Origin of the sequence: Leclercia sp. M50 (genome assembly GCF_037150775.1) — a bacterium.
Lineage (GTDB): Bacteria > Pseudomonadota > Gammaproteobacteria > Enterobacterales > Enterobacteriaceae > Enterobacter.
Genome location: NZ_JBBCPK010000030.1, coordinates 22,686 through 47,603, shown reverse-complemented (window position 1 = coordinate 47,603; position 24,918 = coordinate 22,686). Strand labels below are relative to the sequence as shown.

Here is a 24,918-nt window from a genome sequence, read left to right as displayed (position 1 = left end):
GGCGGTGAGCTACACCCCAGGCGTCTACAGCAAACAGATCGGCGCCTCGAACCGCTTTGACTACATCGTGCTGCGCGGCTTCTCCGACGGCAGCCTGGATAACGTCTATCTCGACGGCCTGAAGATGATGGGCGACACCAACTCCCACAGCTCGCTGGTGGTTGACCCGTGGTTCCTGGAAAATATCGAAGTGGTGCGCGGCCCGGCCTCGGTGCTGTATGGCCGCTCGTCGCCGGGGGGGATCGTAGCGCTCACCTCGCGCAAACCGTCGTTCGATCCGGGCGGAGAAATTAAGCTGTTCGCCGGGAAAAACGATCAGCGCGGGGCGATGTTTGACGTCACCGGCGCGCTGGACGACGACGACCGCGTGGCGGCCCGTCTGAGCGGTATGACCCGCTATGCCGATTCCCAGTTTGATCCACTCAAAGAGGAGCGTTACGCCCTGATGCCGAGCCTGACCTGGCGCATCACCGATAACACGCGCCTGGATCTGATGGCCTACCTGCACCGCGATCCCGAGGGCGGGAGCCACTCCGGCCTGCCCTATGACGGAACCGTGGTGCCGCACAACGGGAAGATGATCTCTAACACCTTCTTCGAAGGCGAGGACGATTATGACAAGTACGATCGCCGCGAGGATATGGTCGGCTATAACATCGAGCACCTGTTCGACAGCGGCTGGTCGGTGCGCCAGAAGCTGCGCTATCTGCACACCAAAGTGGAGCTGAACCAGGTCTATGCCGCGGGTTGGCTGAACGACACCGAACTCAACCGCGGTTACTCCGGCTCGGACGAGAAGATGAACGCCATCACCCTGGACAACCAGATCGACGGCAGCTTCGATACCTGGGCGGTGAACCACCGGGTGCTGATTGGCCTCGATTACCAGGATCGCAGCAACCACACCACCGGCTATTACGGCAGCTTCCCGCCGATTGACGCTTTTAACCCGGTCTACGGTGCCGGGCCGGAGAGCATCACGATGTACAGCAAGGAGAAGCACAAGCTGCGCCAGACCGGCTACTACCTGCAGGATCAGCTCTCCCTGGACCGCTGGCGCCTGACCCTGGGTGGACGCTATGACCAGGTGAGCGTCTCCAATGTCGACAAGCTCAACGATACCCGCAGCGATCTGGACAAGAATAACTTCAGCAGCCGCGCGGCGCTGCTCTACCTGTTCGATAACGGCATCGCGCCGTATATCAGCTACTCCACCGCTTTTACCCCGACCAGCTTTGCGGATGAGAACGGCGATCTGCTGGACCCGATGAAAGGCAAACAGTGGGAAGCGGGGGTGAAGTTTGAGCCGGAGGGGATGAACAGCCAGTTCAGCGCCTCGGTCTTCCGCATCAACCAGAAAAATATCGCTACCAAAGAGGAGCCGACCGATCCGTACCGCTCCATCGGCGAAATTGAATCGGAAGGGGTGGAGCTGGAAGCGGTAGGGCAACTGACCGACAGCCTGCGCCTGCAGGCGGCGTACACCTATACCGACATCCGCTACAAGAAGAGCAGCCCGGAGGAAGAGGGCAAGCGTGCGGTTTATGCCCCGCGCAATATGGCCAGCGGCTGGCTCAGCTATGACGTGAAAACCGGGCCGCTGGATGGCCTGACGGTGGGCTCCGGGGTGCGTTACGTCAACGGCGTGACCAGTGACCGCATGAATACCCACACCCTGCCGTCATACACCCTGGTGGATCTGGCGGTGGGCTATGACCTGTCGAAGGTGGGGCTGACCGGGGTAAGCGCCCAGCTGAACGTCAACAACCTGACGGACGAAAGCTACGTGGCGGCCTGTAACTCGCTCTCCTACTGCTACTTTGGCGCCGAGCGCAGCATTGTCGGCAGCGTGTCGTGGACGTTCTGATGTGAAAATGCCCGGTGGCGCTGCGCTTACCGGGCCTACAAAAGAGTCGAACCGTAGGCCGGGTCAGGCGCAGCCGCCACCCGGCGAACAGGCCGCGCCGCGCTACTCCGCCATCGCAATATTCACCGCTTCCCCCATCTGTTCTACCGCCGCGCGGTGCTTCTCGTTTGGCGGCAGGGCGCAGTTGATCCGCAAACAGTTCCGGTACTTGCCGGAGGCTGAGAAGAGCGATCCGGCGGCGATCTGGATGTTAAACCGCGTCAGCTCCCGCGATACGCAGACCATATCCACATGTTCCGGCAGCTCCACCCACAGCATGTAGCCGCCCATCGGGCGGGTCACACAGATGCCGCAGGGGAAGAACTGCCTGACCCAGCAGGTGTAGGTCTCGATATTCTGCTGGTAGATCTGGCGCATCCGCCGCACGTGGCGGTGGTAATACCCTTCCCGGATAAAGGTAGCCAGTGCCAGCTGGCTGGCGGGCACGTTGGTGCCGCTGGCGGCATACTTCATGTGCATAATCCGGTCGTGATAGCGGCCCGGGGCAATCCACCCCACCCGCAGCCCGGGGGCAACGGTTTTGGTAAAGGAGTTGCACAGCAGCACCCGGCCATCGATGTCCAGCGAGTGAATGGTGGAGGGGCGGGGATATTCGAACGCCAGCTCGCCATAAATATCGTCTTCAAAAATGACGATATCGTGCCGCTGGGCCAGCGCCAGCAGCTGACGTTTGCGAGCATCGGGCATGATAAACCCCAGCGGGTTATTGCAGTTGGGCACCACAATCACCCCTTTGATCGGCCACTGCTCCAGCGCCAGCTCCAGGGCTTCGACGCTGATCCCCGTCACCGGATCGGTGGGGATCTCGATCGCCTTGATCCCCAGGCCGCGCAGCATCTGCATGGTGCCGTAGAAAGAGGGGGATTCCAGCGCCACGATGTCGCCGGGCTTACAGATGGTCAGCAGCGCCAGAGAGAGGGCGCTGTGGCAGCCGCTGGTGACGATCAGATCGTCGGCGGTGACCACCGATCCGGCGTCCAGCATCAGGCGAGCGATCTGCTCGCGCAGTTCGCGTCGTCCGGCGAGTTCGTCATAGCTGAGCACCTCTTTAACGCTGTGCTGCACCACCCGGCTCAGCTCTTTCCACAGGGGCTTGAGGCTTGGCTGGGTCAGGTCGGGCTGGCCGCCGCCAAAGGCCGTGATGTCGGTTTTGTTGCGCCCCTCCATCAGGGTCAGCACCTCATCCCACTGGGTCACCTCCACCGGGCGCTGCACCGGGCGCGACATCGCCGGCACCGGCGGCTGCGCCTTTTGCGGTGCGACAAAATAGCCCGAGCGCGGCTGGGGGGTGATTAGCTGTAAGTTTTCGAGGATCTGATAGGCCTGCTGTATGGTGCTGATGCTGACCCCGTGCTCCTGGCTCAGGGCACGCACCGAGGGTAAACGCTCCCCGCTGCGATAGAGCCCTTGTTCAATGCGTTCCGCCAGAAGATTGGCCAGATGTTGGTAGCGCGTCATGCTGTATCCCTTATTCTCACCATACAGAAAAGCAAACCGGTACAGATGGCGGTAAAAACTGCCATGCAGTTCCTGTTTTAGACGATCTGTATGTTAAAAAAAAGTAATTTTTGAATCTGTATTGAAAGGTGTGGGATCCGTGATGATAACCCCTCAGACACCCCGAGGAGAGCATCATGGAATTCCACGAAAATCGAGCCAAACGCCCCTTTGCGATCTTTATCTGGATGGGAAAAGCCCTTGTCCGCTGGTATCGCATCAACCGCACGCGCCGCATTCTGCAAGGCATGAGCGATGAGCAGTTAAAGGATGTGGGGCTGTCGCGCTTTGATATGTAAGAGAGGGGTGGGGTGAAAGTATCCGGCCGCACCCGCGTTAACATCGCCCGGTGGCGCTGCGCTTACCGGGCCTACGGGGTTGTGCGGTCTGCTGCCCGATGGCGCTGCGCTTACCGGGCCTACAAGGGCACGAACCGTAGGCCGGGTAAGGCGTAGCCGCCACCCGGCGCTTGTCAGCGCAACAGTGCCAGCGTCTGCTGTTTCGGTTTTTCCAGCAAAGCCACCGCCTCCTGATACGACCGCACGTTGTTATACCCCATCACCAGCCCGTAGCGTTTGCCCGACCCGCTGTACCACGCCGACAGGGCGTTCACCTGGAGCTGATGCTGTTGCCAGCAGTGGGCGATCTCCTGGTCACAGCTGCCTTTGGTTAAGAACGCCACGATATGCATTCCCCCATCGTTCTGTTCGGTGAAGAAGCGGTCGCCATAGACCGCGTGCAGGGCGGCAATCATCCAGTCGCGTCGCTGTTGATAGAGGGCGCGCATCTTTTTCAGATGGCGGAAGAAGTGGCCCTCGTTGAGGAAAGTGGTGAGGATCTTTTGCGTCAGCACCGGCTGGCCGCTGGCGAGCAGATCGGCGCAGTCGTTAAAAGCCGTTACCGTGCTGGCGGGCATCACCACATAGCCAAGGCGCAGGGACGGCATCACGGTTTTGCTGAAGGTGCCCATGTAGATCACCCGATCCTGGCGATCGAGGCTTTTCAGCGACGGCAGCACCTTGCGGGTGTAGTGAAACTCGCCGTCATAGTCATCCTCAACGATCCACGCCTCGTTACGGGTGGCCCAGTCGAGCAGTTGCTGACGGCGCGGCAGCGAGAGAGTGACCGCCAGCGGGCTATGGTGCGACGGGGTGACGATGGCAAACCGGGCGTCGGCGTGGTGGCGCAGCAGGTAGTCTGTGTCCATCCCGGCGCGATCTACCGGCACCGTATAGAGGCGGGGCACGATGCGCCGCAGCAGCTGCTGGCCCATAAAATAGCCCGGATCTTCAAACACCACCTTGTCGTTGCGGCTGGCGAGGGTATCGAGGATCAGGCGCAGGCTGCCGCTGTAGCCGCTGGTGATCAGCACCTGATCCGGCGTGCAGGTCAGCCCGCGAGAGATGTTCAGGTAGCGGGCAATCGCCTGGCGCAGGGGAGCCCAGCCCATCACCGGCGGGTTGAGCATCTCCTCCTGGCGCATGGCGCGCACCGCCTGGCCCGCCAGCAGCAGCCATTTTTTGTAGGGAAAGCTGTCCAGCGCCGGAATGCCGGGGCGTAAAAAGCCGGCCCGTTCGCGCTGGCTGACCAGGGACTCCGGTAACGTGCCGGTGACGGGATCGTCGGGCGGCGGTGGCGCGGCGGGGAGGTTTAAGTCCGGGTTCACCCGGGTGCCACGCGCCCCCTGGCTCACCAGATACCCCTCGCCGATGAGAATGGCGTAGGCGGTTTCCACCGTTTTGCGCGCGACCTTCAGCTCCTCCGCCAGCACGCGAATGGCGGGCACCTTGTCGCCGGGCTTCAGTATGCCGCGGGTGATATTGTCCCGGTAGCGGGTATAGATCTGGTGATAGCCCGGCTTCATGTCCTACCTCATTTCGCGGTTTTTGTATCTTTTTACTATGTCATGAACGGCGTAAATTTGCCCCATCGCATGACCTGTACCGCACAAAAGAGGAAAGACCATGAGCACTCGCGTTAACCACCATAAAGCCACACCTGCCCTCGCTAAAGCGCTCTCCGACCTGAGCATGGCGGTGAGCCAGACCTCCATCGACCCGGCGCTGAAGCACCTGATCGACATTCGTGTCTCCCAGCTCAACGGCTGTACCTTCTGTCTGGATATGCACGCGAAAGAGGCGAAAATTGCGGGCGAGCGTGAGCTGCGCCTCTACCATCTGGCCGCATGGCGCGAATCCCCGCTGTTCAGCGCCCGGGAAAAAGCGGCGCTGGCCTTCGCCGAAGCGCTGACGCAGATTGGCCCGCACGGGATCAGCGATGTCCTCTACCGCAGCGTGGCGGAACACTACTCGGAAAAGGAGATTTCAGAGCTGAACTTTGCCATTGTGGCGATCAACGCCTGGAACCGCTTAGGCATCACCTCCCGTATGGAACCGGGCTCCCTCGACGGTGCCTACGGCCTCAACAAGGCTAACCTCGAGTAAGGCCCCGCTCGCGGATCATCGCCACCAGCGCCTGCAACCCAGGCGGGACGTGACGATGGCCAGGGTAATAGAGACGCAGTCCGGCAAAGGGCTGCGTCCACTCCTCCAGCACGCTCACCAGATCCCCGCTTTGCAGCTCCTGCTGAATATAGAGTTCCGGTAAAAATCCCACCCCCAGCCCGGCTTTTACCGCCCGGATCGAGGCAAACAGATCCGAGGTGGCAAAACGGGGCGCCACCGCCAGAGCAATCTGCTCTCCGCGCCGCTCCAGCTCCCAGCGGTAGATCCCGCCGTGCGCCATCCGCATGCCGATCCCCTGATGTTGCAGCAGATCGTCCGGCGTAAGCGGAATGCCGTGACGGGCAAAATAGTCTGGCGTGGCGGTGATGAGCTGGCGGATATCGGGGGTAAGCGGCACGGCGATCATATCCTGCGGGACCGATTCCGCGAGGCGGATCCCGGCGTCGTACCCTTCCGCCACGATATCGATCATCCGCGCTTCGCTTACCGCTTCGACGCGCATTTTCGGGTAGCGGATCATGTAGTCGATCAGCAGCGCGTCCAGGAACAGCGAGCCGACGTTGTTCGGCACGTTCAGGCGCAGGATGCCGGCGGGCTCGTCGGGATCGCTGTGGATCTCCAGGCTGGCCTGGCGGATCTCCTGCAAGGCAGGCCCCACGCGCGCGACAAAGCGTTGCCCCGCCTCGGTGAGGGCCACGCTGCGGGTGGTGCGATTGAACAGGCGCGTTTGCAGGCGGCTTTCGAGCCCGGCAATGGCGTTACTCGCGGCGGTGGCCGACATCCCCAGCTCCTGGGCGGCGGCGCGAAAGCTGCCGCGACGCACTACGGCCATGACCACTTCCAGCTCTGTCAGTCCTGAACGGTGCATAGATTATCCTGAAAATCGAAACAACATTTGCAGCATAGCGTGGATTATCGTCACAGAGAAGGCGTGTCAGACTCGCTTTATCCAGTCTGAGGAGGTCGCTATGCATCACATCGAACAGGTTTATATCAACGGTGAGTTTGTCACCCCACACGGCACCGAGCGCTTCGATTTGTATAACCCGGCGACGGCGCGCGTCATCGGTCAGGTGCGTCTGGCCGACGCGGTGGATGGCGAACGTGCCATTGCCGCGGCCAGAGCCGCGTTTCCGGCGTGGTCGAAAACCACAAAGCAAATGCGCATTGCCGCCCTGCAACGAATGCACGCGGCGGTGGCCGCCCGCCACGACGATCTGCTGGAGGCGGTGGTTGAGGAGTATGGTGCCCCCGCATCACGCTCGGCCTGGATGGCGAGCTATCCGGCGGAGGTGATTGCCCAGGCCATTGCGGCGCTGGAGGCGTTCGACTTTACGACCGTCGCGGGTGCGGCCAGAGTAGAGATGACCCCGCTGTGCGTCGCCGGGCTTATCACCCCGTGGAACAGCGATGCGGGCTTTATCTGCGGCAAACTGGCGGCGGCGCTGGCCGCAGGCTGCACCGCGGTGATCAAGCCCAGCGAGATGAGCGCCCTGCAGACGCAGATTGTGACCGAGGCGCTGCACGCCGCAGATCTACCGCCAGGGGTGTTTAACATCGTTACCGGGCGCGGCGATACGGTGGGGGAGACGATTAGCCGTCACCCCCATGTGGCAAAAATCTCCTTTACCGGATCGACCCGGACCGGCAAAGCGATCCTGCGCAACGCGGCGGAGAACTTTACCCGCGTCACCCTCGAGTTAGGCGGTAAATCGCCGACGCTGATTCTCGACGATGCCGATATCAAACAGGCGATCCCGCTGGCGGTCCAGGCCGGGCTGATGAACAGCGGCCAGGCGTGTGTGGCCGGTACGCGTATTCTGGTACCGCAGTCGCGTAAGGCTGAATTTGAGCAGGCGCTGGCGCTGGCTGTCGCGGCGGTGGTGTCGGGCGATCCGCGCGATGCGAAGACCGTGGTCGGTCCGATGGTGAGCGAGAGACAGTGGCAGCGGGTGCAGGGCTATATTCAGAAAGGGCTGGCTGAGGGGGCGCGTTTGCTGGCGGGCGGGGTAGGGCGGCCGGAGGGCACCCGGGATGGCTGGTTTGTCCGGCCAACGCTGTTCACCGATGTGCATAACCAGATGGCTATCGCCCGGGATGAGATTTTTGGTCCGGTGCTGTGCGTGATCGCCTACCGCGATGAGGCGGAGGCCATCGCCATTGCCAACGACACCGACTATGGCCTGAGCGCGCTGGTGCTCGGCGGCGACAGCGGGCGTGCCCGGCGCGTGGCGCAGCAGATCCAGGCGGGTCGCGTGCTGGTCAATACCCTCACACACGAGCCCAAAGCGCCGTTTGGCGGATTTAAGCACTCCGGCGTGGGGCGCGAGATGGGGGCCTGGGGCATCAGCGCGTTTATGGAGCCGAAGTCGATCCTCAGCTAAAAAACGCCCGGCGGCGCAAGCTTGCCGGGCCTACGATTCGAGCCTGGGTAGGCCGGGTAAGCGCAGCGCCACCCGGCGGTTCCTGCGCATCGATGCCACAACCGCCATTCCGTAGGCCGGGTAAGCGCAGCGCCACCCGGCAACCCCCGGCGCACGAAAGCGACATTTCGCTCTTCACCGAAGCATCACGTTTTTGTTTCCTGCACTCTCTCCTTAACCTCACAACGGAGAGAGATCATGATTGCAGTCCTGTTTGAAGCCAAAGCCGCACCCGCGCACCAGGCGCGTTACCTGCAGCTGGCCGCCGAGCTAAAACCGCTGCTGGCGGATATCGACGGTTTTATCGATATTGAACGTTTTCAGAGCCTGACCACCGAGGGCAAAATCCTCTCCCTCTCCTGGTGGCGGGATGAAGAGGCGATTCGCCACTGGAAGCAAAACCTGTTTCACCAGGCCGCACAGGCCGAAGGGCGGGCGTCGATTTTTACCCACTACCGTATTCGCGTGGCGCAGGTGGTGCGGGAATACAGTTCAGAAACCGGAGGGCATGCCGATGTATGACGTTCATGTGAGGTTCAACGACACCCCTGGCGAGCTGGCACGTTTTGGTCAACTGCTGGGGCGCAACGGCGTAGGGCTGGAGGGCGGCGGCGTGTTTGGCGTAGAGGCGCATTTCCTGGTGGAGGAGGGCGAAAAAGCCCGGCGCCTCCTCCTTGCCGCGGGTTTTAATGTGAAAGCGGTGCGAAAACCACTGATCCGTAAGCTGAAACAGGCGCGCCCTGGTGAGCTGGGCGAGATTGCCGCCGCGCTGGCCGCGCAGGGGGTCTCCATCCTGACCCAGTACAGCGATCATGCGAATCACCTTATTCTGCTGACGGATAATGATAAGCTGGCCGCAGAGATCACCGGGCCGTGGGCTGCCAATGTTAAAGACGCGTTTACCTCCTGATAATAGCGCTGCGCTGGAGCTGGCCGTTGCGGCTGTTGCGGCGGCGATGGCCGATCCGTCACGGGTCAAAATGCTCTGTGCGCTGATGGACGGGCGGGCGTGGACCGCCACGGAGCTCAGCGCGGTGGCGGATGTGGCCCCTTCAACCGCCAGCGGCCATCTCGCCCGGCTGGTGGAGGGCAGGCTGATTACCTGCCTTTCTCAGGGGCGGCATCGCTACTATCGTCTGGCGGGGCACGACGTTGCGGAGCTGGTAGAGCAGATGATGGGGCTGTCGTGGAGCCGCATCACGCCGCCGGAAACCACCGCACCAGCGTCGATGCGTTATGCCCGCACCTGTTACGACCATCTCGCGGGCACGGTCGCTGTGCAGATCTATGATTTTATGCAGGCCGAAGGCTGGCTGGTGGCAGACGGGTCTGCCCTCACCGGAAAAGGCCGCGAGGCGTTCCTGGCGCTGGGGATCGCGCTTAAGGCTAATACCCGGCGCAAAGCGTGTAGCGCCTGCCTGGACTGGAGCGAACGCCGTTTCCACCTGGGCGGTGAGGCGGGCGCAGCGCTGCTGGTTTTCCTGGAAACCAAAGGCTGGATCCAGCGGGTGGAAGGGTTTCGCGAGGTGACGGTGACGGCATCAGGGCTGCGGGCCATTCAGCAGCGTTTTAGCCGTTAAGGAAACGCCCGGCGGCGCCAGCTTGCCGGGCCTACAAAAAAGCAGCCGCATACTCTGTATGCGGCTTGTTTGTTTTAGAAGTTGAGCGACCAGGTGGCGCTCATTGTCTGATCGGTGTCGTGATGAGAGGCATTCACGTTATAGCCCACGCCGAAGGTCATATTGCCTTTCTGCATTTTCACCCCCAACTGGCCGTTAAAGGCGGTGTCATCCATGATCTCTGCGCGGAGAGTATCGCTGGCGCTGATGCCCACGGTGTGCAGGGTGTTTTGACTCTCCCGGTCGCCGGTGACAGCAACCACGCCGACATCGGCCTGGGTACTCATCTTCCAGCCGGAATCCAGCGCGAAGGTTTTCGCTACTTTCACCCCTACCGGGAACTGCCAGATGTTCTGCGTGCCTTTATCGGTATGGAAGACGCGTTCATCCTGATCGTTTTTGGTATCAAAGGCCTCGGTCTTGAGCTGGTTATAACGCACACCCGCATGAGGAATGATATCCAGCACATCGGTTTCGATCAGGTACTCACCCCGCACGCCCGCGCTGAACAGCATCCCGTCGACGTTTGCCTTCAGCTTGTTGCCTGCTTCCATCCAGCCCGGCTGTTTCTGGTAAACATCGTTGCTGGTCTGGGTCAGGCTGACGTCGCCCGTCAGGTTCCAGCGATCCTGGTTCCAGTTCTGGTACAGGGTAACGCCCCAGAAGCTGAAATCATTGTGGGTGGCGTTGGTATCGCCGCGTGAATCACTGTCGCCATTACCGGCATGGAACGCCGCGCCGCTGCGCAGGGTGCCGTGTTCGGTCTGCCAGGCTTTGTCTCCTCCCATCATCAGGCCGTAGAATTTGCTGTTCTGGCCGTAGCTCAGATTCCCGGCGCTCAGGTCGCTGCTGCGCGGGTTACCGTACAGGGCGTGAACCCAGACGCTGGCGTCAGTGTCAGCGGGTTGCAGGCCCGCGTTGGCAATGGAGTTACGCTCCAGAACGGCATCCACCGCCGCGTTGCCTGCCGCCCAGGTATTGTGCTGCACGCCGCCCGCAGTGGCGATTTGCGCCGCGCTGTTGATGGTTCTTACTACCTCATCCACGCTCGCCTGTGGCGTATCGATAGCAACCGACAGATAACGTGCGCCCGCCTGGCTGGCAGAGCGTGAGTTCTCTCCGCTGGCGATAAGCTGATCCAGCGCATGGGTAGTGACCACGCCCGGCAGGACGTCCTGTGCCGCACGAGCCTGGGTAGTGACCCGCACCTCGCCGTCACGCTCCTGGGTCGTGGCCGTCAGCAGTTTATTCAGCAGCAGATTCTCGTTCTGCCAGCCGTTTCCAGCGATGTTGACATCGCTAAAGCCTCTGGCAACCGAGTAAGTCTGGTTGGCCTTCGCATCCGCAACGTAAAGTGCGGCGCTGTCCGCTACGTTCAGACTACCCTCGGTCGCATTCAGCGCGGCCTGGCCATTGGTCATCTCCTTCGTGCTGACCATCAGCAAAGAGTGGTCGGCAAAGTCAACGGTATTAAAGGCGGCGTCACGGTCGGCTGAGCTGCCGGTCAGTGAACCGTCGACCCGCAGCCCGCCCTGGGTGGCGTTAAGGTATTGCGGGGTATGGACAGAGACCGCCGCCGTGATGGCGTTTTCACCCCAGGTTAAGCCGCTGTTGGCGAAACGGGCTTCTGCCGCAGCGGTGGAGGTATCACCCAACACCAGCAGGGCGTTCTGACCCACGGTGACGCGCCCGTTAATCTCACTGCCGCCGCTTGCCACATGGGAGGCGTTAGCCAGCGTCCCGCCATCCGTCCAGGCCGGGTCGATAAACATCCGGGCCCCCTGCAGATCCAAACGTTCTGCGACCAGCGTGCCCGCGGCGGCGATATCGCCGACGGTGATTTGTGCCTCCTGGCTGGCCGAGAGCTGCCCTGCCAGCAGGGAACCGTTAACCGCCATCTGGGCGCTATCCTGAAGCGCGACATCGCTGTGCAGAGTGGCTTGTTGTTCAACCCTGACCAGGCCGCTGCTGACTACCCCGGCAGCAGATCCGCCGGAAACCAGCGTGTGATCGCCTGCCACAATGTTCAGCGCGCCTTCAGGGGCCACGGTGACGGTACCGGTGAGATGACCGGTCACATCCTGCATGGCTGCGATGCCTAAGTTCAGCGTCCCGTTATTGACCGCTACCGCAACAGGCGCATCGGGTGCGCCGGCCACGTCGATCAACGCGCCAGCGGCCCCGGTCAGAGTCAGCGTCTGGCCGCCGACAATATCCACCGCTGGCTGGCCTTCACCTTCAAACCGCAGCTGCGATGCGCCGAAGCCGTTCCGCACGAAAATGGTGTCATCGGTGATCGCATCTTTCTCGCCGATAATGAGCCGGTTTTTGTCAGAGGTAACCTGGGTGTTGGCCAGCACCGCCTGGGTCATGGCGGCTTCGATTACGCTGGCGGTGCCCGCCACGCTATCGGCATTCTGCAGCGTGCCGAGCATCACCAGGCTGTTGCCTTCTGTGGAGCCCAGCAGCTCATTGACCGCCTTCACATAGTCCAGATGGTAGGTGTCATCGGTCAGGATCAGCGTGCTGTCAGTAAAGCCTACGTTCGCGCCGGTCTCGTTATAGCCCTCTGGTAGCAGGGATGAGGCCGCCAGGTTGAACAGCTGGTCAGAACGGGTTTGCAGCTGGCTATGGTTGATCATATTCAACGATGCGCCGCTGCTCAGCGCCAGGGTATCGGCGATAAGTTTGGTGTTATCAAAGGTTAAATTGCCGCTGCTCAGCTGCACCGGCGCGGTCACGGTAGTGCCGTTCACTGTCAGGGCGCTGCCCACGTTGGTGTCGGTAAAGCCGTCGGTGAGGACCACATCGTCCGCGATAGCCAGCTTGCCGAAGTTGCTGAACTTCGTCCCGCTAAACTCAGGCATGTTCGCCAGGTGCAGGGTGCTCGCAGCGCCGCTGCCGTACAGATTACCCGCCACCTCAGCGTTATCCAGCCAGATGTCGGAGCGGAGCACTTTGGCACCGTTGAGGTTGATATCCCCGGAGAGGGTGCTGTCGGTCAGATGCAGATCCACGCTGCCCTGGCCGGCGCTGGCATCGACGTTGCCTGTCAGCACAGAGCGGGTGATATCCATGGCAATCTGCGCGGCTTTGTTGGCAATCAGGTTGCCGTTAAGGGAGGAGTCCGCCAGCGAGGCGGTAACGCTCTCCGAGCCGGAAAGCACCGTATGACCGACAATCTCGCTATTATCCAGGCTCAGCTGAGCGGCTTTGCCATTTGACAGGATAATGGCGTTACCGTTTTTCTGGGTGGTTTTGGTGATGGTGGAATCGGTAACCGACAGCGCGCTGGTGCTGCCTGAGGTAGAGAGGGCCACCGAGCCCGTCAGCTGGCTATGGTCAACTACAATCGTATGCGTTTTATCTGCAGCGGTGAGGTTTGTGATTTCTATCGCATTGGCTGTTTTGGAGACGGCGTTAGTGGTATCGATGAGGCTGTTCTGCACCGTAATGGCGTTATTATTTGTCGCGTTGTACAGCAAAATGCTGCCCGCCTGAATACGGCTGTCCTGCACGGTGACGTCGTGTGTCCCCGCGCCGCCCACGTAGATGCGGCCTGTAATCAAGCTATTGTTCTGGATATCAATATCGGCATCACCGCTGTCAGCGACGTCCAGATGAATGGCGTTTCCGTCAAGATAGTACTTCGAGTTTGGGGCGTTTTTTATATCATAATCTCCCCCCTTAGCGGCACCGTTCAGGGTAGAGTTATCGACAACGATATGGGTATTGGTGTTAGAACTCTTCGCGCCCGCCTCGATGAAGTCCACCGCGGCCTTATTGTTCAGGACAACGGTAGCTGAGCCCTCTTTACTGACGTTGATATAATGGCCACTCAGATTCGCGCCATCAACAAGAAGCTGTTGGATATCAGAAGAGGTTCGGGAAGAGGTGCCGCTGGCAAAATAGATATTCTGGGCCCTGGCCGTGCCGTCAATGGCCGCATCCTGGGTTTTCTGAGTGAAATACCACGCGGTAGGCTTTGGCGTTATCGGTGACGTCATGTCATATTGCGTTAATCCGCAGGTTCCGGTAAATGCAGTGCCCGAGCAGGTATTTGCCAGTGCTGGAGACAAAAGAAAACTGCTGCCCAGAATCATGCTCATGCTAATAGCCAGCTGATTCAGGCGAAATGATTTATTCATAAGGTGTCCCTCTCTTATTACGTAATGATTTTATTTCGCGATAGCGAATATAAAAATACATACACCGTTTAATCCTTCGTTACATTTTGCAGCATAACAAAAGAAAATAATATTGAGGGTGGGATTGTTCTTTCCTTGCCTGGAAAAGTCTTAAGTGGTCGGATATCTTGCTGTTATAACTGATTAAACTTTTCGTTAAATATCATTTTTTGTGCGCGATAGCACGAAATGCCGCTAATTACTTGAGAATATTCCTACAATCCCCCGGAAAACTGTTAATTGCAAATTAATACATTCTCACTGATTATTAATAAATCCACAGTGATGGTGAGGGTAAAGGGAATGGTAATAGTTTTAACATCCTGTAGATATTTCCAGCAGGGGTTTGCCATGCTGGTTGAACAGTTAATGTTCGACGCGCCGTCGTTTCAGCAGGTGCATTATCTTGATGACATCAAAAAAGCGACAAAAGAGGATCTTTCTCGCACCAAAGCGATTGTAGTGGATTATGGTGAGTCTGATATCAAAGTTCTGCATGCCCTACTGGATCTAAAAAACCGGTACGAGCAGAGCTATTTTATTTTTATCACCCGGGATGTGTGCTACGAAAGCACGATTGAAAATATTCTCATTAATACTATTGCCGATTATACCATCGACTGTAAAAGTGCCGTGCGAAAGTTAAGCGCATGTCTTGCCCATCTTGCCCAGGAAGATCAGCCGGTCACTATTTTTAAAAATGCCCGCTGGCACCATCTTGAAAAAGAACAACGGTTAACCCGTATGGAAACCATGCTGCTGCCCTATATTGTGTCGGGGAAAAAGAATAAAGAAATTACCCGCTATCTGGACGTAACGGGAAAAACAGTAAGCCATCATCGACGCAATATTTATCGTAAATTCGCTGTGACCAATCTGACCGGGTTGTTTAAAAAATTTGATCAACGTGCTTGATTCTGCAAGCGACCTCTATTGAACGAAGAATGACGGCACAAAAAAGCCTGGAAAAAGCGCTGTTGATTTTGATACCTGCCAGGGGATGAACGCTCTGCCCGCTTTCGCAATTCCTGCGCTTAACATCCTCGTTTCTTGATACTTACCCTGATAACTATTATCTTCTCAGCGTGTGAAGCGAGGACCTCCCATGCGTGAAGAAGATCTGTTCTGCCGCAGGCCGATGGGCATGCGGATGGCAATGATTGTGCGTCAGTGGCGCGCAGTGATTGACGATGCCATTCTCGACACCGGGTTAACCCAGTCGAGCTGGACGGTGATGATGCAGTTAAAGCAGTTGGGGGATAACGTCTCGGTGAGCGAACTGGCGGAGGTGCAGGGCATTGAACTGCCGCCGCTGATGCGCACCCTTTCACAGCTGGAAAAGCAGGGCTACCTGCTGCGCACCACATCGCCTTATGACAAGCGTATCCGGCTGCTGACGCTCACACCCGAGGGTAACGCGGTGCTGAAAACCCTGACCCGGATTATCGAGACGTTCCAGGAGCGGGTATCGCAGAATATCGCCCCGGAACATCTGGAGATTTTCAGCGCCACACTCAATCAAATCGCCTGCAACTTGCGGACTATCCGCGAAGAAGATAACAAGACCGAATAATCATGACCCCTGAACAAAAGTTTGCCCGCTGGGTAAGGGTAAGTATTGCCTCTTTCCTGCTGATGTTTGTCTATTTCATTATTGCCGATATCTGGATCCCGCTAACGCCGGACTCCACGGTGATGCGCGTGGTGACGCCCGTTTCCGCGCGCGTCTCCGGGTATGTAGCGGCGGTGCACGTGCATAACAACAGCCAGGTGAAGCGGGGCGATCTGCTGTTTGAACTCGATCCGACGCCATTCCGTAATAAAGTGGAAGCGGCGCAGATTGCGCTGGAACAGGCGCGTCTCGCCAATCAGCAGCTGGACGCGCAAATTGTGGCGACCCAGGCGAGCCTGAAAACCGCCCAGCTCACCGCCCGTAACGACAAAGTCACCTTCGATCGCTATCAGAAACTCAGCACGTTGCAGAACGTCTCCCAGGCGGATCTGGATAAAGTCCGCACCACCTGGCAGGGCAGCGAGCAGGCGGTGGCGAATCTGGAAGCCACCATTCATCAGCTGCGCATTGAGCGCGGCGAGCGCGACGAAAAGCGTAACGTGACCCTGCAAAAATACCGTAATGCGCTGGACGAGGCGGAACTCAATCTCCGCTGGACGAAAATCTACGCCGAGGCGGACGGGACCGTCAGTAACGTGCAGCTGAGCCCCGGTTTTTATGCCACCTCCGGTTCGGCGGCGCTGGCGCTGGTGAATAACCAGAGCGATATCGTCGCCGATTTCCGGGAAAAGAGCCTGCGCCATACCCGTCAGGGAACCGATGCCGCCGTGGTGTTTGACGCCTTCCCGGGCCACGTTTTCCGCGCCCACGTCACCAGCAGCGACGCTGGTATTCTGGCCGGGCAGGAGGCCGTCAACGGCCAGCTCTCTGAGCCGGAAACCTCCAACCGTTGGGGGCGTGACGCGCAGCGCATGCGCATTCACGTGGCGCTGGACGAGCCGCTGCCAAAGCACCTGCCGACCGGGGCGCGCGCCACCGTGCAGCTCTATAACAGCGAAGGTCCGTTTGCCCGCTTCTTCTCCGGCATGCAGATCCACCTTGTCAGCCTGCTGCACTATGTGTACTGATCATGTCTATTAATACCCTGGCGCGGGTCTTTACCCCGCACGGCAACATTGTCTATACCGCCAACGACTTTCGCCAGACCCTGCGCATCGTCTTTGCCGGGATGATCGCCCTGAGCGTGTCGAGCTTCTACAACACCAGCTATGGCGTCTTCTTCGTCATCTACCCGATTATGCTACTGTCGTTGGTGCCGGTCTTTAACCGCCACGTGGCAAAACAGTTTGTGTTCAGTTCCGCCCTGAACTGCATTGAAATGGTGTTTATCATCGGTTATCTGGCGCAATGGCCAGTGATCATGACCCTGGTGGTGTTTGGCCTCTACGTGATGCGTTTTCGCTTTATGAGCCAGGGGCCGCTGTTCCTCTTTGGCTCGATGGGGGTGGTGTGCCAGAGCACCATGCTCAACTTTATGAGCTATCCCACCACCAACTGGCACACGCTGCTCTTTTCCAACCTCGAAGCCAGCGTGATGGCGGTTTGCTTAAGCGCGCTGATGCACTATCTGCTGCCGGATGTCGAACCGCGCACGCCACCGCCGCGGCTGGAGAAAGATGCCGCCCGCGTGCGCCATGAATCGCTGCTCTCCGGGACCGTGGCGACGCTGATCTTTGTGGTGTTCCAGATAAGCGATCTCAGCGATTCACTGTCGGCGCTGATGGCGGGCATCCTGATCCTCTTCCCGATGCACTATCGCGGCGCGGTAATGAGCTCGCTGTGGCGCGTGGTGGGGGTGGTGCTCGGCTGCCTCTATATTCTGCTGGTGCAGATGGTGCTCTACGATCACAGCAGCCACATGCTGCTAATGATGCCGCTGATTGGGCTCGGGCTGGCGTTTGGCGCCCGCCTGCACGTGATGGAGAAGGTGGGAGCCGGGGTCGGTTTTGCCAGCATCACCACCATCGGCATCATGTTCGGCCAGAACATGCACCCGGACGGCGACCTGGTGTTCAGCGATCTCTACCGTATCGTCTCGGTGACGGTGGCGCTGGTGGCGACCCTGACGATCGTGTTCCTTATGCATCTGTTTCTTAACTGTTTCGCGCCGACGCGCTATATCATCACTCCACCCGCCGGGGATAAATGATAATGTGCGGTAGTCTGCACATTACTTCGCCCTTCTGTGGTAGTAATGCCGGTTGGCTAACCGGATGACAAAGGGAAGGGATCTATGTGGCAGACGCGGGCGCTGGAGCTGAATAATCAGGCTTACTGGAACTGGGAAAAGGCTTGCGAACTGGTGGACTGGGCCGTCGCGCATGACTTTAACACCGTGGTTGTCGGGCAGGCGGATCTGTTCGACAAGCTGGTCTCCCCGAAAGGCTACACGCCGCATCTCGACAACGACCGCCTCTCCAGCCAGCAGCGTGCCCGCTGCGTCTACCTCAACCGGCTGGGCCAACTCTGCCAGCAAAAGGGGCTGCGTTTTTACCTGCAGGCCAAAGAGTTCAGCTTCCCTACCGAACTGCTGCTGGCGCACCCGCACCTGTTTGAGCCGGGCCACGGCGTGCGCCTCGACGTTGATTTCTGGTGCGGGTTCCTGTCCCGTAAAATCGCCCTGATCTGCCAGCGGATTCCTGCCATTAGCGGCCTGCTGGTCGCTATCTCCAGCACCGACGGCCTGCTGCCCGTGTCGCGCCCTAACTGGGAGTTACAGGCAGAGGGCGAGGTCAATCAGGTCCAGCGCGACGCCCGGAGCCTGGCCATCTATAGCTGCTGCTTTAATGCCATGTCCCGAACCATGCAGGCTGAAAATAAACACCTGGTGCTGCGGGTGTTTCCGGCGGGCAATCACGATCTGCACAACGTGCTGGAGGCGATCCGCCCGCTGCCCCAGAGCGTCAGCGTCTCCATTAAACTCACCCCGGAACGTTTCTGGCCGTCGTTTCCCAATAACCCGGCCCTGCTGGCGGTGGAGGAGCGTGAAGTGTGGGCGGATATCGATCTGGTGGGCGAAGAGGTGGGCTGGGGCGTCTTTCCCTGGCTGCGCATCGACGAACTGCAGGGGCGTCTGCTGTGGTGCCGCTCGAATCCGGCAATCCGCGGCGTGGTGTGCAAAGCCAGCTGGGAAGGGGTGGATAACCACTGGGTGATGGGCACCCTGAGCGAGTGCAATCTGGTGGCCTGTAGCCGGATGTTAGCCAGCGATGGCAGCCACCTTAGCGTGGCGCAACTGCTGAATAGCTGGCTGGATGAGCGCTATGGCTGGCAGCCGGATACCGACACTTTTGCCACCTTCCACGCCCTGCTGGAGCAGGCCGGGCAGGTGCTCTATGGCGCCATCTACGTGCGCGATCACGTTTTTCATCGCCACAGTCAGGTGCCGGAAAGCTATGGCCAGGCAGTGTGGAGCCTTTACGGGCAGCTCAACCGCAACCACTGGCTGCCGGGTTCGGAGCGCGATATTTTCTTCAGCGCCAGCGACGTGGAAGCCTCTGCCGCGTCGCTGGCGCGCATTGCCCGCGAAAAAGACGAGGCTTGGGACGCCTCGCAGACCTTACAGGAAGCGGCCCTGCGCTTTACCGAGACCGCCGCCTTCCCGTATGCGCTGAAACGCCGCTGGCTGGAGGAGTGGCAGGGCTTTGCCCTCTACTGCCATCTGTTTGTCCATGCCCAGAAGGCGTTCTTTACCCTGCGCTTTGCCCGCGAGGTGGAGAACAGCTGGAGCATGCGCGAAATCTGCCAGATCAACATCCAGGAGCTCTATCGCAGCGCCGCCGAACTGGACGATTTCTGCTTAAAGCATGCCGATGCTTCTCCCGGCATGCACGTGCTGTTCGATGCCTCCCGCGTGCGCGCCCTGGCGGACAGCCTGAGCGAAGAGCTGAAGGCACTAAAGTCTTAGTGTGATCAATATCACGTCAGATGGAGAAGGCTAAAAACCTGACGTGATCGCCCTCATCATTCTCCTTCCTTGCCGGTTACGTGGTGTGATCGGCATCACGCTGTATCGCTGCCTGTTATCCGGTTTGTGAGTTGCCAGGCATATCCCGTCAATCTCCCTCCTGGGCTGCTCGCCCCGCAAGGCCAATCTGCTGATGATAGCGGCGTAATGGACGGGCTGATGAGGAAGATATGTCGCAAGGTGACTGGCAGTTAACACAGGGTGACGCACTCACGCGTTTTCTGGGGTCAGCGGCAAAAGCGGAGCGCTTCGCCGAATTTTATACCGGTGAAACGACAGAGCCCACCTGTGAGGTGGGACCGGATGCGCCGTCGTTTTGCCGTCGGGTGTTCCTGAAGACCCACGCCCGGCGGCGGGTGGAGCCCGCCCAGGCCCTGCCGTGCCGGGAAGGGATTTTTAGCGACGACAACAACATTCTCTCCTTTTCGGGCTTTTATCCGCTGGCGTACCATCTGCAGCGCTGGCTGCGGGTGGATCTTTTTGCGCCCCATAGCGGCACCTTTACCTTTCGTCTGACGACCTGTGGCGGCGTGCGGCTCTGGCGTGACGACGAGCCGCTGGTCTGCTTTACGCCCTTCACCCGCAACCGCATGCAGCACACCGAGGTCGCGCTAGCGCTGAGCGCCGGTAAAAACCGCCTGTTGATCCATCTGGATGAACTGTTTGAACGCGATACGACATTTGCCCTGCAAATGGTCTACCTCGACGCGACCCCGCTTGACTATGGGCTGCCGGACGCGTGCCCGCAGCTCATCGCCCCACGGCAGTACACGCCGCCTGCGCACAGTACGACGGCCCACGACGATAGCGGCCAACGCCTGTTGACGCTGATGGCGCAGCGGGAATATGGCCCGGAACTCGACGCGCTGCTGTACAGCACCCTGACGCGCGTCAGCGTCCGGGAGGCGGGCTCGGTGTTTTCACTCCTGTCGCTGCTCGTTCTCTGGCATCGCCATCGGGGAGAGCACTTCCCGGCGGTGCTGTGGCGGCGGGTAAAATCCACGCTGCTGGGCTATCGCTACTGGCACGATGAGCGGGGCTGCGACGTGATGGCGTTCTGGGGCGAGGAGAACGTGCTCGCCTTCCAGACGGCGCAGTATCTGGCGGGGAAATTGTTCCCGGATGCGCTGTTTATCGCTTCTGGCCGCCGGGGGCATCAACAGCAACGCCTGGCGCTCACGCGTGCCGCCGATACCGGGGCATTACTGGCCCATGCAGAAACATTCTTAAAAGGGGCGACAGCATGAACAGCGCGCAGCAGAGGAAAATACTGGATCGCGTGGTGCGCGGTTTCTGCCGACTGAAAAATCTTGATGAAGTGGGGGCTGGAGACGGGTTCTCCATCAACTTCGAAGAGTGGGAGTGGGAGATTGGCGTCGGGCTGTATGGCTTCTGGCGCTTTGCGGAACACCAGCAGGATGTGGCGCTGCAGCAGTCGATTCTGGCGTGGTACGAAACGCAGATTGCGAAAGGGCTGCCGGAGATGCAGATCAACACCACCGCGCCGATGATCGCCCTGGCGCTGGTGGCCGGGCATCATCACCGCCAGGATCTACTGGAGACGGTCAACGACTGGGCCGACGCCCTGCTGCGCGATCTGCCAAAAACCGAAGAGGGCGGATTCCAGCACGTGGTGAAAGAGCAGGCGAACACCGGCCAGCTGTGGGATGACACGCTGTTTATGACCTGTCTGTTCCTCGGCGTGGCGGGGATCGTGCTCACACGCCGGGATCTGATCGACGAGGCGAGCTACCAGTTCCTGCTCCACACCCGCTATCTCAGCGATCCGGTAAGCGGGCTGTGGTATCACGGCTGGACCTTTGTCGATAAGCACCATTTCGCCGGGGCGTTCTGGGCGCGTGGCAACGCATGGATCACCGTCGCCATTCCGGAATTTATCGCGCTGATGGGCGAGCATCTGGACGCCAGCGTGCGTCGCTATCTGGCGCAGGTGGTGACGCGTCAGGTGCGCACGCTGTGCGAGCTACAGGCGGAGAACGGCATGTGGCACACGGTGCTGGACGATCCGCTCTCGCCCCAGGAGTCCTCCGCCACGGCGGGTATCGCCTGGGGGATGCTGCGCGGCGTGCGGATGGGGATTCTGGATGCGTCGGTGAGCAGGCATGCCCTGCGGGCGTTCGACGCGGTGATGGCGCGCATTGACGAGGAGGGGATTGTGCGGGAAGCCTCCCGCGGCACCATGCTGGGCTGGGATATTCAGTATTACTGCGATATCGCGATGGCCCCGGTGCCCTACGCCCAGGCGTTAACCATCCTGCTGCTGCTGGAGATCGATCAGGGCGGCTGGCTGGAATAATGCGCAGAAGGCCGGCGATCCGGCCTTTTTTAGCGGCCCAGCAGCGGCAGGAGTTCCGGCAGTTGCGAGAGTAAAAACAAAATCAGCCCAATCGTGCCGCCCACCAGCGTGCCGTTGACGCGGATAAACTGTAGGTCCTTGCCGATGTTGAGCTCAATCTGGCGGGACATATCTTTGGCATCCCAGCCTTTTACCGTGTCGCTGATATGGCGGGTGAGGAAGCGGGCAAAATCGGGCGCCACGCGATGTGCGGCCTGCTCCAGATGTTCGTTCAGCGAGGCGCGCAGGTTGCTGTCTGCCACCAGGGTTTCACCAAACCACAGCCCAGCGTTGGCGAGACGCTGCTTCACGCGGGAGTCGTCGCGCTGCATATCGGCCTTCAGCCACTGGCGCAGGTCGGCCCACATTTCGCCCAGATAGCGGTTAAACGCCTCGTCGTTCTTCAGATACGTTTTGATGTTCTCGGCTTTGGCCGCGGTTTCCGGGTCGTTTTTCAGGTTATCGACCAGCTTATGCACCGCGCGGTCGAAGGCCTGGCGGATCTGATGGGTTCGATCGTGGCTAACGTCATCCAGGATGGCGTTCACCGCGTTTGAAACCACCTCGGCGCTCTGATCCCCCAGCCACTCGGTGGGCAGCACCATCGATTTGCGCGGATGTTCGGTCTTCAGCCAGTGGACGATCTGCGCGGCGATAAAATCGCGCGTGCTGTCGCGCTGCAGCAGGGTAATCAGGCGATTAATGACCGCGTCCAGCAGCACCTGATGACGCCCGTTTTTCGTCATGCTCTCCAGCATGGCGGCGCTGGTTTCGCTGAAATCGACCTTATCCAGCGCCTTATGCACCGCCCGCTTCAGCATCCGTTGAATGCGCCCGTCGTCGGTCAGCTCCAGAAAACCGCTCATCACCTGCATAATATGCTGCCCGACGCGCTCGGCGTTGTCCGGCTTGCTGAACCAGTTGCCGATGAGCAGCGCCGGTTCATGTTTGCGGATGAGCGCCACCAGCGACTGGGTATCAAGAAACTTCTCCTGCACGAACTGGCCGAGATTGTCGCCAATCCGGTCCTTATTGCGCGGGATAATCGCCGTATGTTTTGAGATAAAAGGGATCGGCACCCGGCGAAACAGGGCCACCACGGCAAACCAGTCCGCCAGCGCGCCAACCATCGCCGCTTCGGCAATGGCTTTTACGCCGCGCACCCAAAAGGTTTGTGGCAGAAAGAGGGTAGCGATAAAGGTCGCGGCGGCAATCAGCAGCAGCGACAGCGCCAGCAGCTTGGCGCGTTTGAGTTCAGCGAGTTTTTCCATAGGGTTAAGGATAGAGGGAGAAAAGGCGAAGGGGCAAGGGAGCGGGCATTTTCCCCGGTGGCGCTGCGCTTACCGGGGCTACGAGGAGTGCGCGGGGGGGTTGTAGGCCTGATAAGCGTAGCGCCATCAGGCGTTTTCTCTGCATTCACAAGGGTAAGAAGAATCGCCATAAAATCCCTACGCCAAACGCAATCAGCACTACCCCCGCCACGCGCTCCATTTTCCAGATGTGGTCGCTCAGCCGCCGCTGAACGGCGGGCAGGGCGATGAACGATACCACCGCCAGATCCCACGCCAGCACCACCGTGACCATCCAGATGCCGCTCACCGACTGCTGGAGCAGCGTCACATTCGGCCCGAGCAGGGCGGTCATCAGCGCCAGGTAAAAGAGGGCATTTTTCGGATTTAATACCGCCGACCCCAGGCCGAGCAGAAGCTGCCTGCGCCAGCCGGGGCGTTCCGGCTCCGCATCATCCAGCGTCAGGGTGCGGGCGCGGCTATGGAGCAGATGCCAGCCTATCCACAGCAGATACAGCCCGCCCAGAAGTTCAATGGCGTTAAACAGTAGCGTGTACTGGCGCAACGCGCTGGCGCCAACGATCACCAGCAGGATATAGAGCCCGTTGCCCAGGGCTATCCCCACGCACAGCCCGGCGCTGCCGCGCAGGCGATGCCGGGCGGCAAACCCCATCAGCAAAAAGAAATCCGGGCCAGGGCTGAGCAGGGCGACGAAGTGCGCCAGCGCGAGCGCCAGAAAAGCGGGCGGGAAGAGAGCGGGAGTCAGTTCCATAGTGACCTCATCAGCAAAACTGAGGTCAGGCTACGCCGGTGCGAGCGCTAATTATTGTCGGATATTGATCGCCCGGTGGCGTACTGGCGCGGCGTGGCGGCGGTGTAGCTGACGAAGGTTTTATGGAAGTGGCTCTGATCGGCAAAGCCGCTCTGGTAGCTGACGTCGGCGATGTTGTCCCCGGCGCGCAGCCGGGCTTTGGCGAACTCTACCCTGGAGATGGCCAGAAAGGTGCCGGGCGTCAGGCCGGTATCCTGCTTAAAGGTTCTGATTAACGTCTCTTTGCGCAGGGAAAAGCGTTGGGCTAAGACATCCAGCGAGGGCGGTGCCTGCAGGCTGTGGCGTAAGGTCTGTAACAGCGCAAGGCTGGAGGGGCGTAGCGTTTCAGGCGGAGAGGGGTTTTCTTTCAACGCTGCCAGTAGGGCATCAATAGCTTCGGGTGACAGCGTGTCAACCACAGCCAGATACTGGCGGAAAAGCGCTTCGCTGCGGATCACCTGCATGGCGGGCTGAAGGTCAGTCTCCAGATAGAGCATGTGGTAGCTGCGGGGTTGTCCCGCAACGGGGTTACAGCTGTGCGGCAGATGCGCGGGGATCACAATCAGATCGCCAGGATAAAGCGTAAACGGCTCGCCGTTGCAGGTGCAGCAGGTTTGCCCCTCGAGGATGGCGCCAATAGAGAGCTGAGCATGGCTGTGACGCTTATAGGCTTGCGTGCTCTGCCAGGTGCTGCGCAGCTCCACGCCGGGCTGGCGTATGAAGGTCTGATGGACGTGGCGGGTATGGGGCATGGCGGTCACCGGTGTGAGGGGTAAAGGGGCTTAGGTGCTTATAGCATGAGCG

General features: G+C 59.8%; 21 protein-coding genes. 14 read left to right on the top strand and 7 right to left on the bottom strand.

Going from position 1 to position 24,918, the window contains the following annotated elements:
- The coding region (gene foxA, locus WFM46_RS09655; RefSeq protein WP_336997534.1) for a ferrioxamine B receptor FoxA at window positions 1-1,867 on the top strand (1,867 nt) is incomplete at its 5' end.
- A gap of 102 nt (window positions 1,868-1,969) precedes the next feature.
- Here foxA and WFM46_RS09650 read toward each other — a convergent pair.
- Window positions 1,970-3,385 carry an aminotransferase-like domain-containing protein gene (locus tag WFM46_RS09650; protein WP_336997533.1) on the bottom strand — a complete coding sequence of 472 codons (1,416 nt, stop codon included), beginning with the start codon at window positions 3,383-3,385 and terminating at the stop codon, window positions 1,970-1,972.
- A gap of 176 nt (window positions 3,386-3,561) precedes the next feature.
- Here WFM46_RS09650 and WFM46_RS09645 point away from each other — a divergent pair, with 176 nt between their 5' ends.
- Window positions 3,562-3,723: a DUF1127 domain-containing protein gene (locus WFM46_RS09645; RefSeq protein WP_180209900.1), complete on the top strand. Its 162-nt coding sequence runs from the start codon at window positions 3,562-3,564 to the stop codon at window positions 3,721-3,723.
- Between the two features lie 173 nt (window positions 3,724-3,896).
- Here WFM46_RS09645 and pdxR read toward each other — a convergent pair whose 3' ends face one another.
- Entirely contained in the window at window positions 3,897-5,288 is a 1,392-nt protein-coding gene (gene pdxR, locus WFM46_RS09640) for a MocR-like pyridoxine biosynthesis transcription factor PdxR (protein ID WP_180209901.1), read from the bottom strand.
- 100 nt (window positions 5,289-5,388) lie between these two features.
- On the opposite strand from pdxR, the gene WFM46_RS09635 reads away from it, so the two are divergent.
- Window positions 5,389-5,868, top strand: a complete 480-nt coding sequence (locus WFM46_RS09635; protein WP_103178094.1) for a carboxymuconolactone decarboxylase family protein — start codon at window positions 5,389-5,391, stop codon at window positions 5,866-5,868.
- On the opposite strand, the gene WFM46_RS09630 is transcribed toward WFM46_RS09635, so the two are convergent.
- Window positions 5,855-6,757 carry a LysR family transcriptional regulator gene (locus WFM46_RS09630; protein WP_336997532.1) on the bottom strand — a complete coding sequence of 301 codons (903 nt, stop codon included), beginning with the start codon at window positions 6,755-6,757 and terminating at the stop codon, window positions 5,855-5,857. The genes WFM46_RS09635 and WFM46_RS09630 overlap by 14 nt on opposite strands.
- A gap of 100 nt (window positions 6,758-6,857) precedes the next feature.
- On the opposite strand from WFM46_RS09630, the gene WFM46_RS09625 reads away from it, so the two are divergent.
- The 4 genes from WFM46_RS09625 (at window position 6,858) to WFM46_RS09610 (ending at window position 9,892) form a co-directional block, all read left to right on the top strand.
- A complete protein-coding gene (locus WFM46_RS09625; RefSeq protein WP_336997531.1) occupies window positions 6,858-8,273 on the top strand; it encodes an aldehyde dehydrogenase family protein in 1,416 nt (471 codons plus the stop codon).
- Window positions 8,274-8,510: 237 nt separating this feature from the next.
- Complete coding sequence (locus WFM46_RS09620) at window positions 8,511-8,834, top strand: antibiotic biosynthesis monooxygenase family protein (protein ID WP_336997530.1); 324 nt, start codon at window positions 8,511-8,513, stop codon at window positions 8,832-8,834.
- Window positions 8,827-9,222, top strand: coding sequence for an amino acid-binding protein (locus WFM46_RS09615; protein WP_336997529.1), 396 nt, complete (start codon window positions 8,827-8,829; stop codon window positions 9,220-9,222). The genes WFM46_RS09620 and WFM46_RS09615 overlap by 8 nt, the downstream gene beginning before the upstream one ends.
- Complete coding sequence (locus WFM46_RS09610; RefSeq protein ID WP_336997528.1) at window positions 9,197-9,892, top strand: ArsR/SmtB family transcription factor; 696 nt, start codon at window positions 9,197-9,199, stop codon at window positions 9,890-9,892. The genes WFM46_RS09615 and WFM46_RS09610 overlap by 26 nt, the downstream gene beginning before the upstream one ends.
- 74 nt (window positions 9,893-9,966) lie before the next feature.
- Here WFM46_RS09610 and WFM46_RS09605 read toward each other — a convergent pair whose 3' ends face one another.
- The gene (locus WFM46_RS09605; protein ID WP_336997527.1) at window positions 9,967-14,079 is read right to left on the bottom strand and encodes an autotransporter outer membrane beta-barrel domain-containing protein; all 4,113 of its coding nucleotides are present in this window, start codon (window positions 14,077-14,079) and stop codon (window positions 9,967-9,969) included.
- A gap of 390 nt (window positions 14,080-14,469) precedes the next feature.
- On the opposite strand from WFM46_RS09605, the gene WFM46_RS09600 reads away from it, so the two are divergent.
- From WFM46_RS09600 to bglB, 7 genes are all read left to right on the top strand, one after another.
- Entirely contained in the window at window positions 14,470-15,033 is a 564-nt protein-coding gene (locus tag WFM46_RS09600; protein ID WP_180209908.1) for a helix-turn-helix transcriptional regulator, read from the top strand.
- Between the two features lie 190 nt (window positions 15,034-15,223).
- Entirely contained in the window at window positions 15,224-15,691 is a 468-nt protein-coding gene (locus WFM46_RS09595; protein ID WP_103178102.1) for a MarR family winged helix-turn-helix transcriptional regulator, read from the top strand.
- A complete protein-coding gene (locus WFM46_RS09590; RefSeq protein ID WP_336997536.1) occupies window positions 15,691-16,758 on the top strand; it encodes an HlyD family secretion protein in 1,068 nt (355 codons plus the stop codon). Before WFM46_RS09595 ends, WFM46_RS09590 begins: the two co-directional genes overlap by 1 nt.
- Before the next feature lie 2 nt (window positions 16,759-16,760).
- Entirely contained in the window at window positions 16,761-17,840 is a 1,080-nt protein-coding gene (locus tag WFM46_RS09585) for a DUF2955 domain-containing protein (protein WP_103823107.1), read from the top strand.
- Window positions 17,841-17,924: 84 nt separating this feature from the next.
- Window positions 17,925-19,598, top strand: coding sequence for a hypothetical protein (locus WFM46_RS09580; protein WP_336997526.1), 1,674 nt, complete (start codon window positions 17,925-17,927; stop codon window positions 19,596-19,598).
- 230 nt (window positions 19,599-19,828) lie between these two features.
- On the top strand, window positions 19,829-20,905 hold the full coding sequence (locus WFM46_RS09575) for a hypothetical protein (RefSeq protein ID WP_336997525.1): 1,077 nt from the start codon (window positions 19,829-19,831) through the stop codon (window positions 20,903-20,905).
- The gene (gene bglB / locus WFM46_RS09570) at window positions 20,902-21,975 is read left to right on the top strand and encodes a beta-galactosidase BglB (RefSeq protein ID WP_336997524.1); all 1,074 of its coding nucleotides are present in this window, start codon (window positions 20,902-20,904) and stop codon (window positions 21,973-21,975) included. Before WFM46_RS09575 ends, bglB begins: the two co-directional genes overlap by 4 nt.
- Window positions 21,976-22,004: 29 nt before the next feature.
- Here the strand turns inward: bglB and WFM46_RS09565 are convergent, their stop codons facing one another.
- The 3 genes from WFM46_RS09565 to WFM46_RS09555 all read right to left on the bottom strand — a co-directional run bounded on the left by WFM46_RS09565 (window position 22,005) and on the right by WFM46_RS09555 (window position 24,866).
- The gene (locus tag WFM46_RS09565; RefSeq protein ID WP_103178108.1) at window positions 22,005-23,285 is read right to left on the bottom strand and encodes a DUF445 domain-containing protein; all 1,281 of its coding nucleotides are present in this window, start codon (window positions 23,283-23,285) and stop codon (window positions 22,005-22,007) included.
- 145 nt (window positions 23,286-23,430) lie between these two features.
- Window positions 23,431-24,075 carry a LysE family translocator gene (locus tag WFM46_RS09560; protein ID WP_336997523.1) on the bottom strand — a complete coding sequence of 215 codons (645 nt, stop codon included), beginning with the start codon at window positions 24,073-24,075 and terminating at the stop codon, window positions 23,431-23,433.
- 47 nt (window positions 24,076-24,122) lie between these two features.
- The gene (locus WFM46_RS09555) at window positions 24,123-24,866 is read right to left on the bottom strand and encodes a helix-turn-helix transcriptional regulator (RefSeq protein ID WP_336997522.1); all 744 of its coding nucleotides are present in this window, start codon (window positions 24,864-24,866) and stop codon (window positions 24,123-24,125) included.
- Window positions 24,867-24,918: the final 52 nt, after the last annotated feature.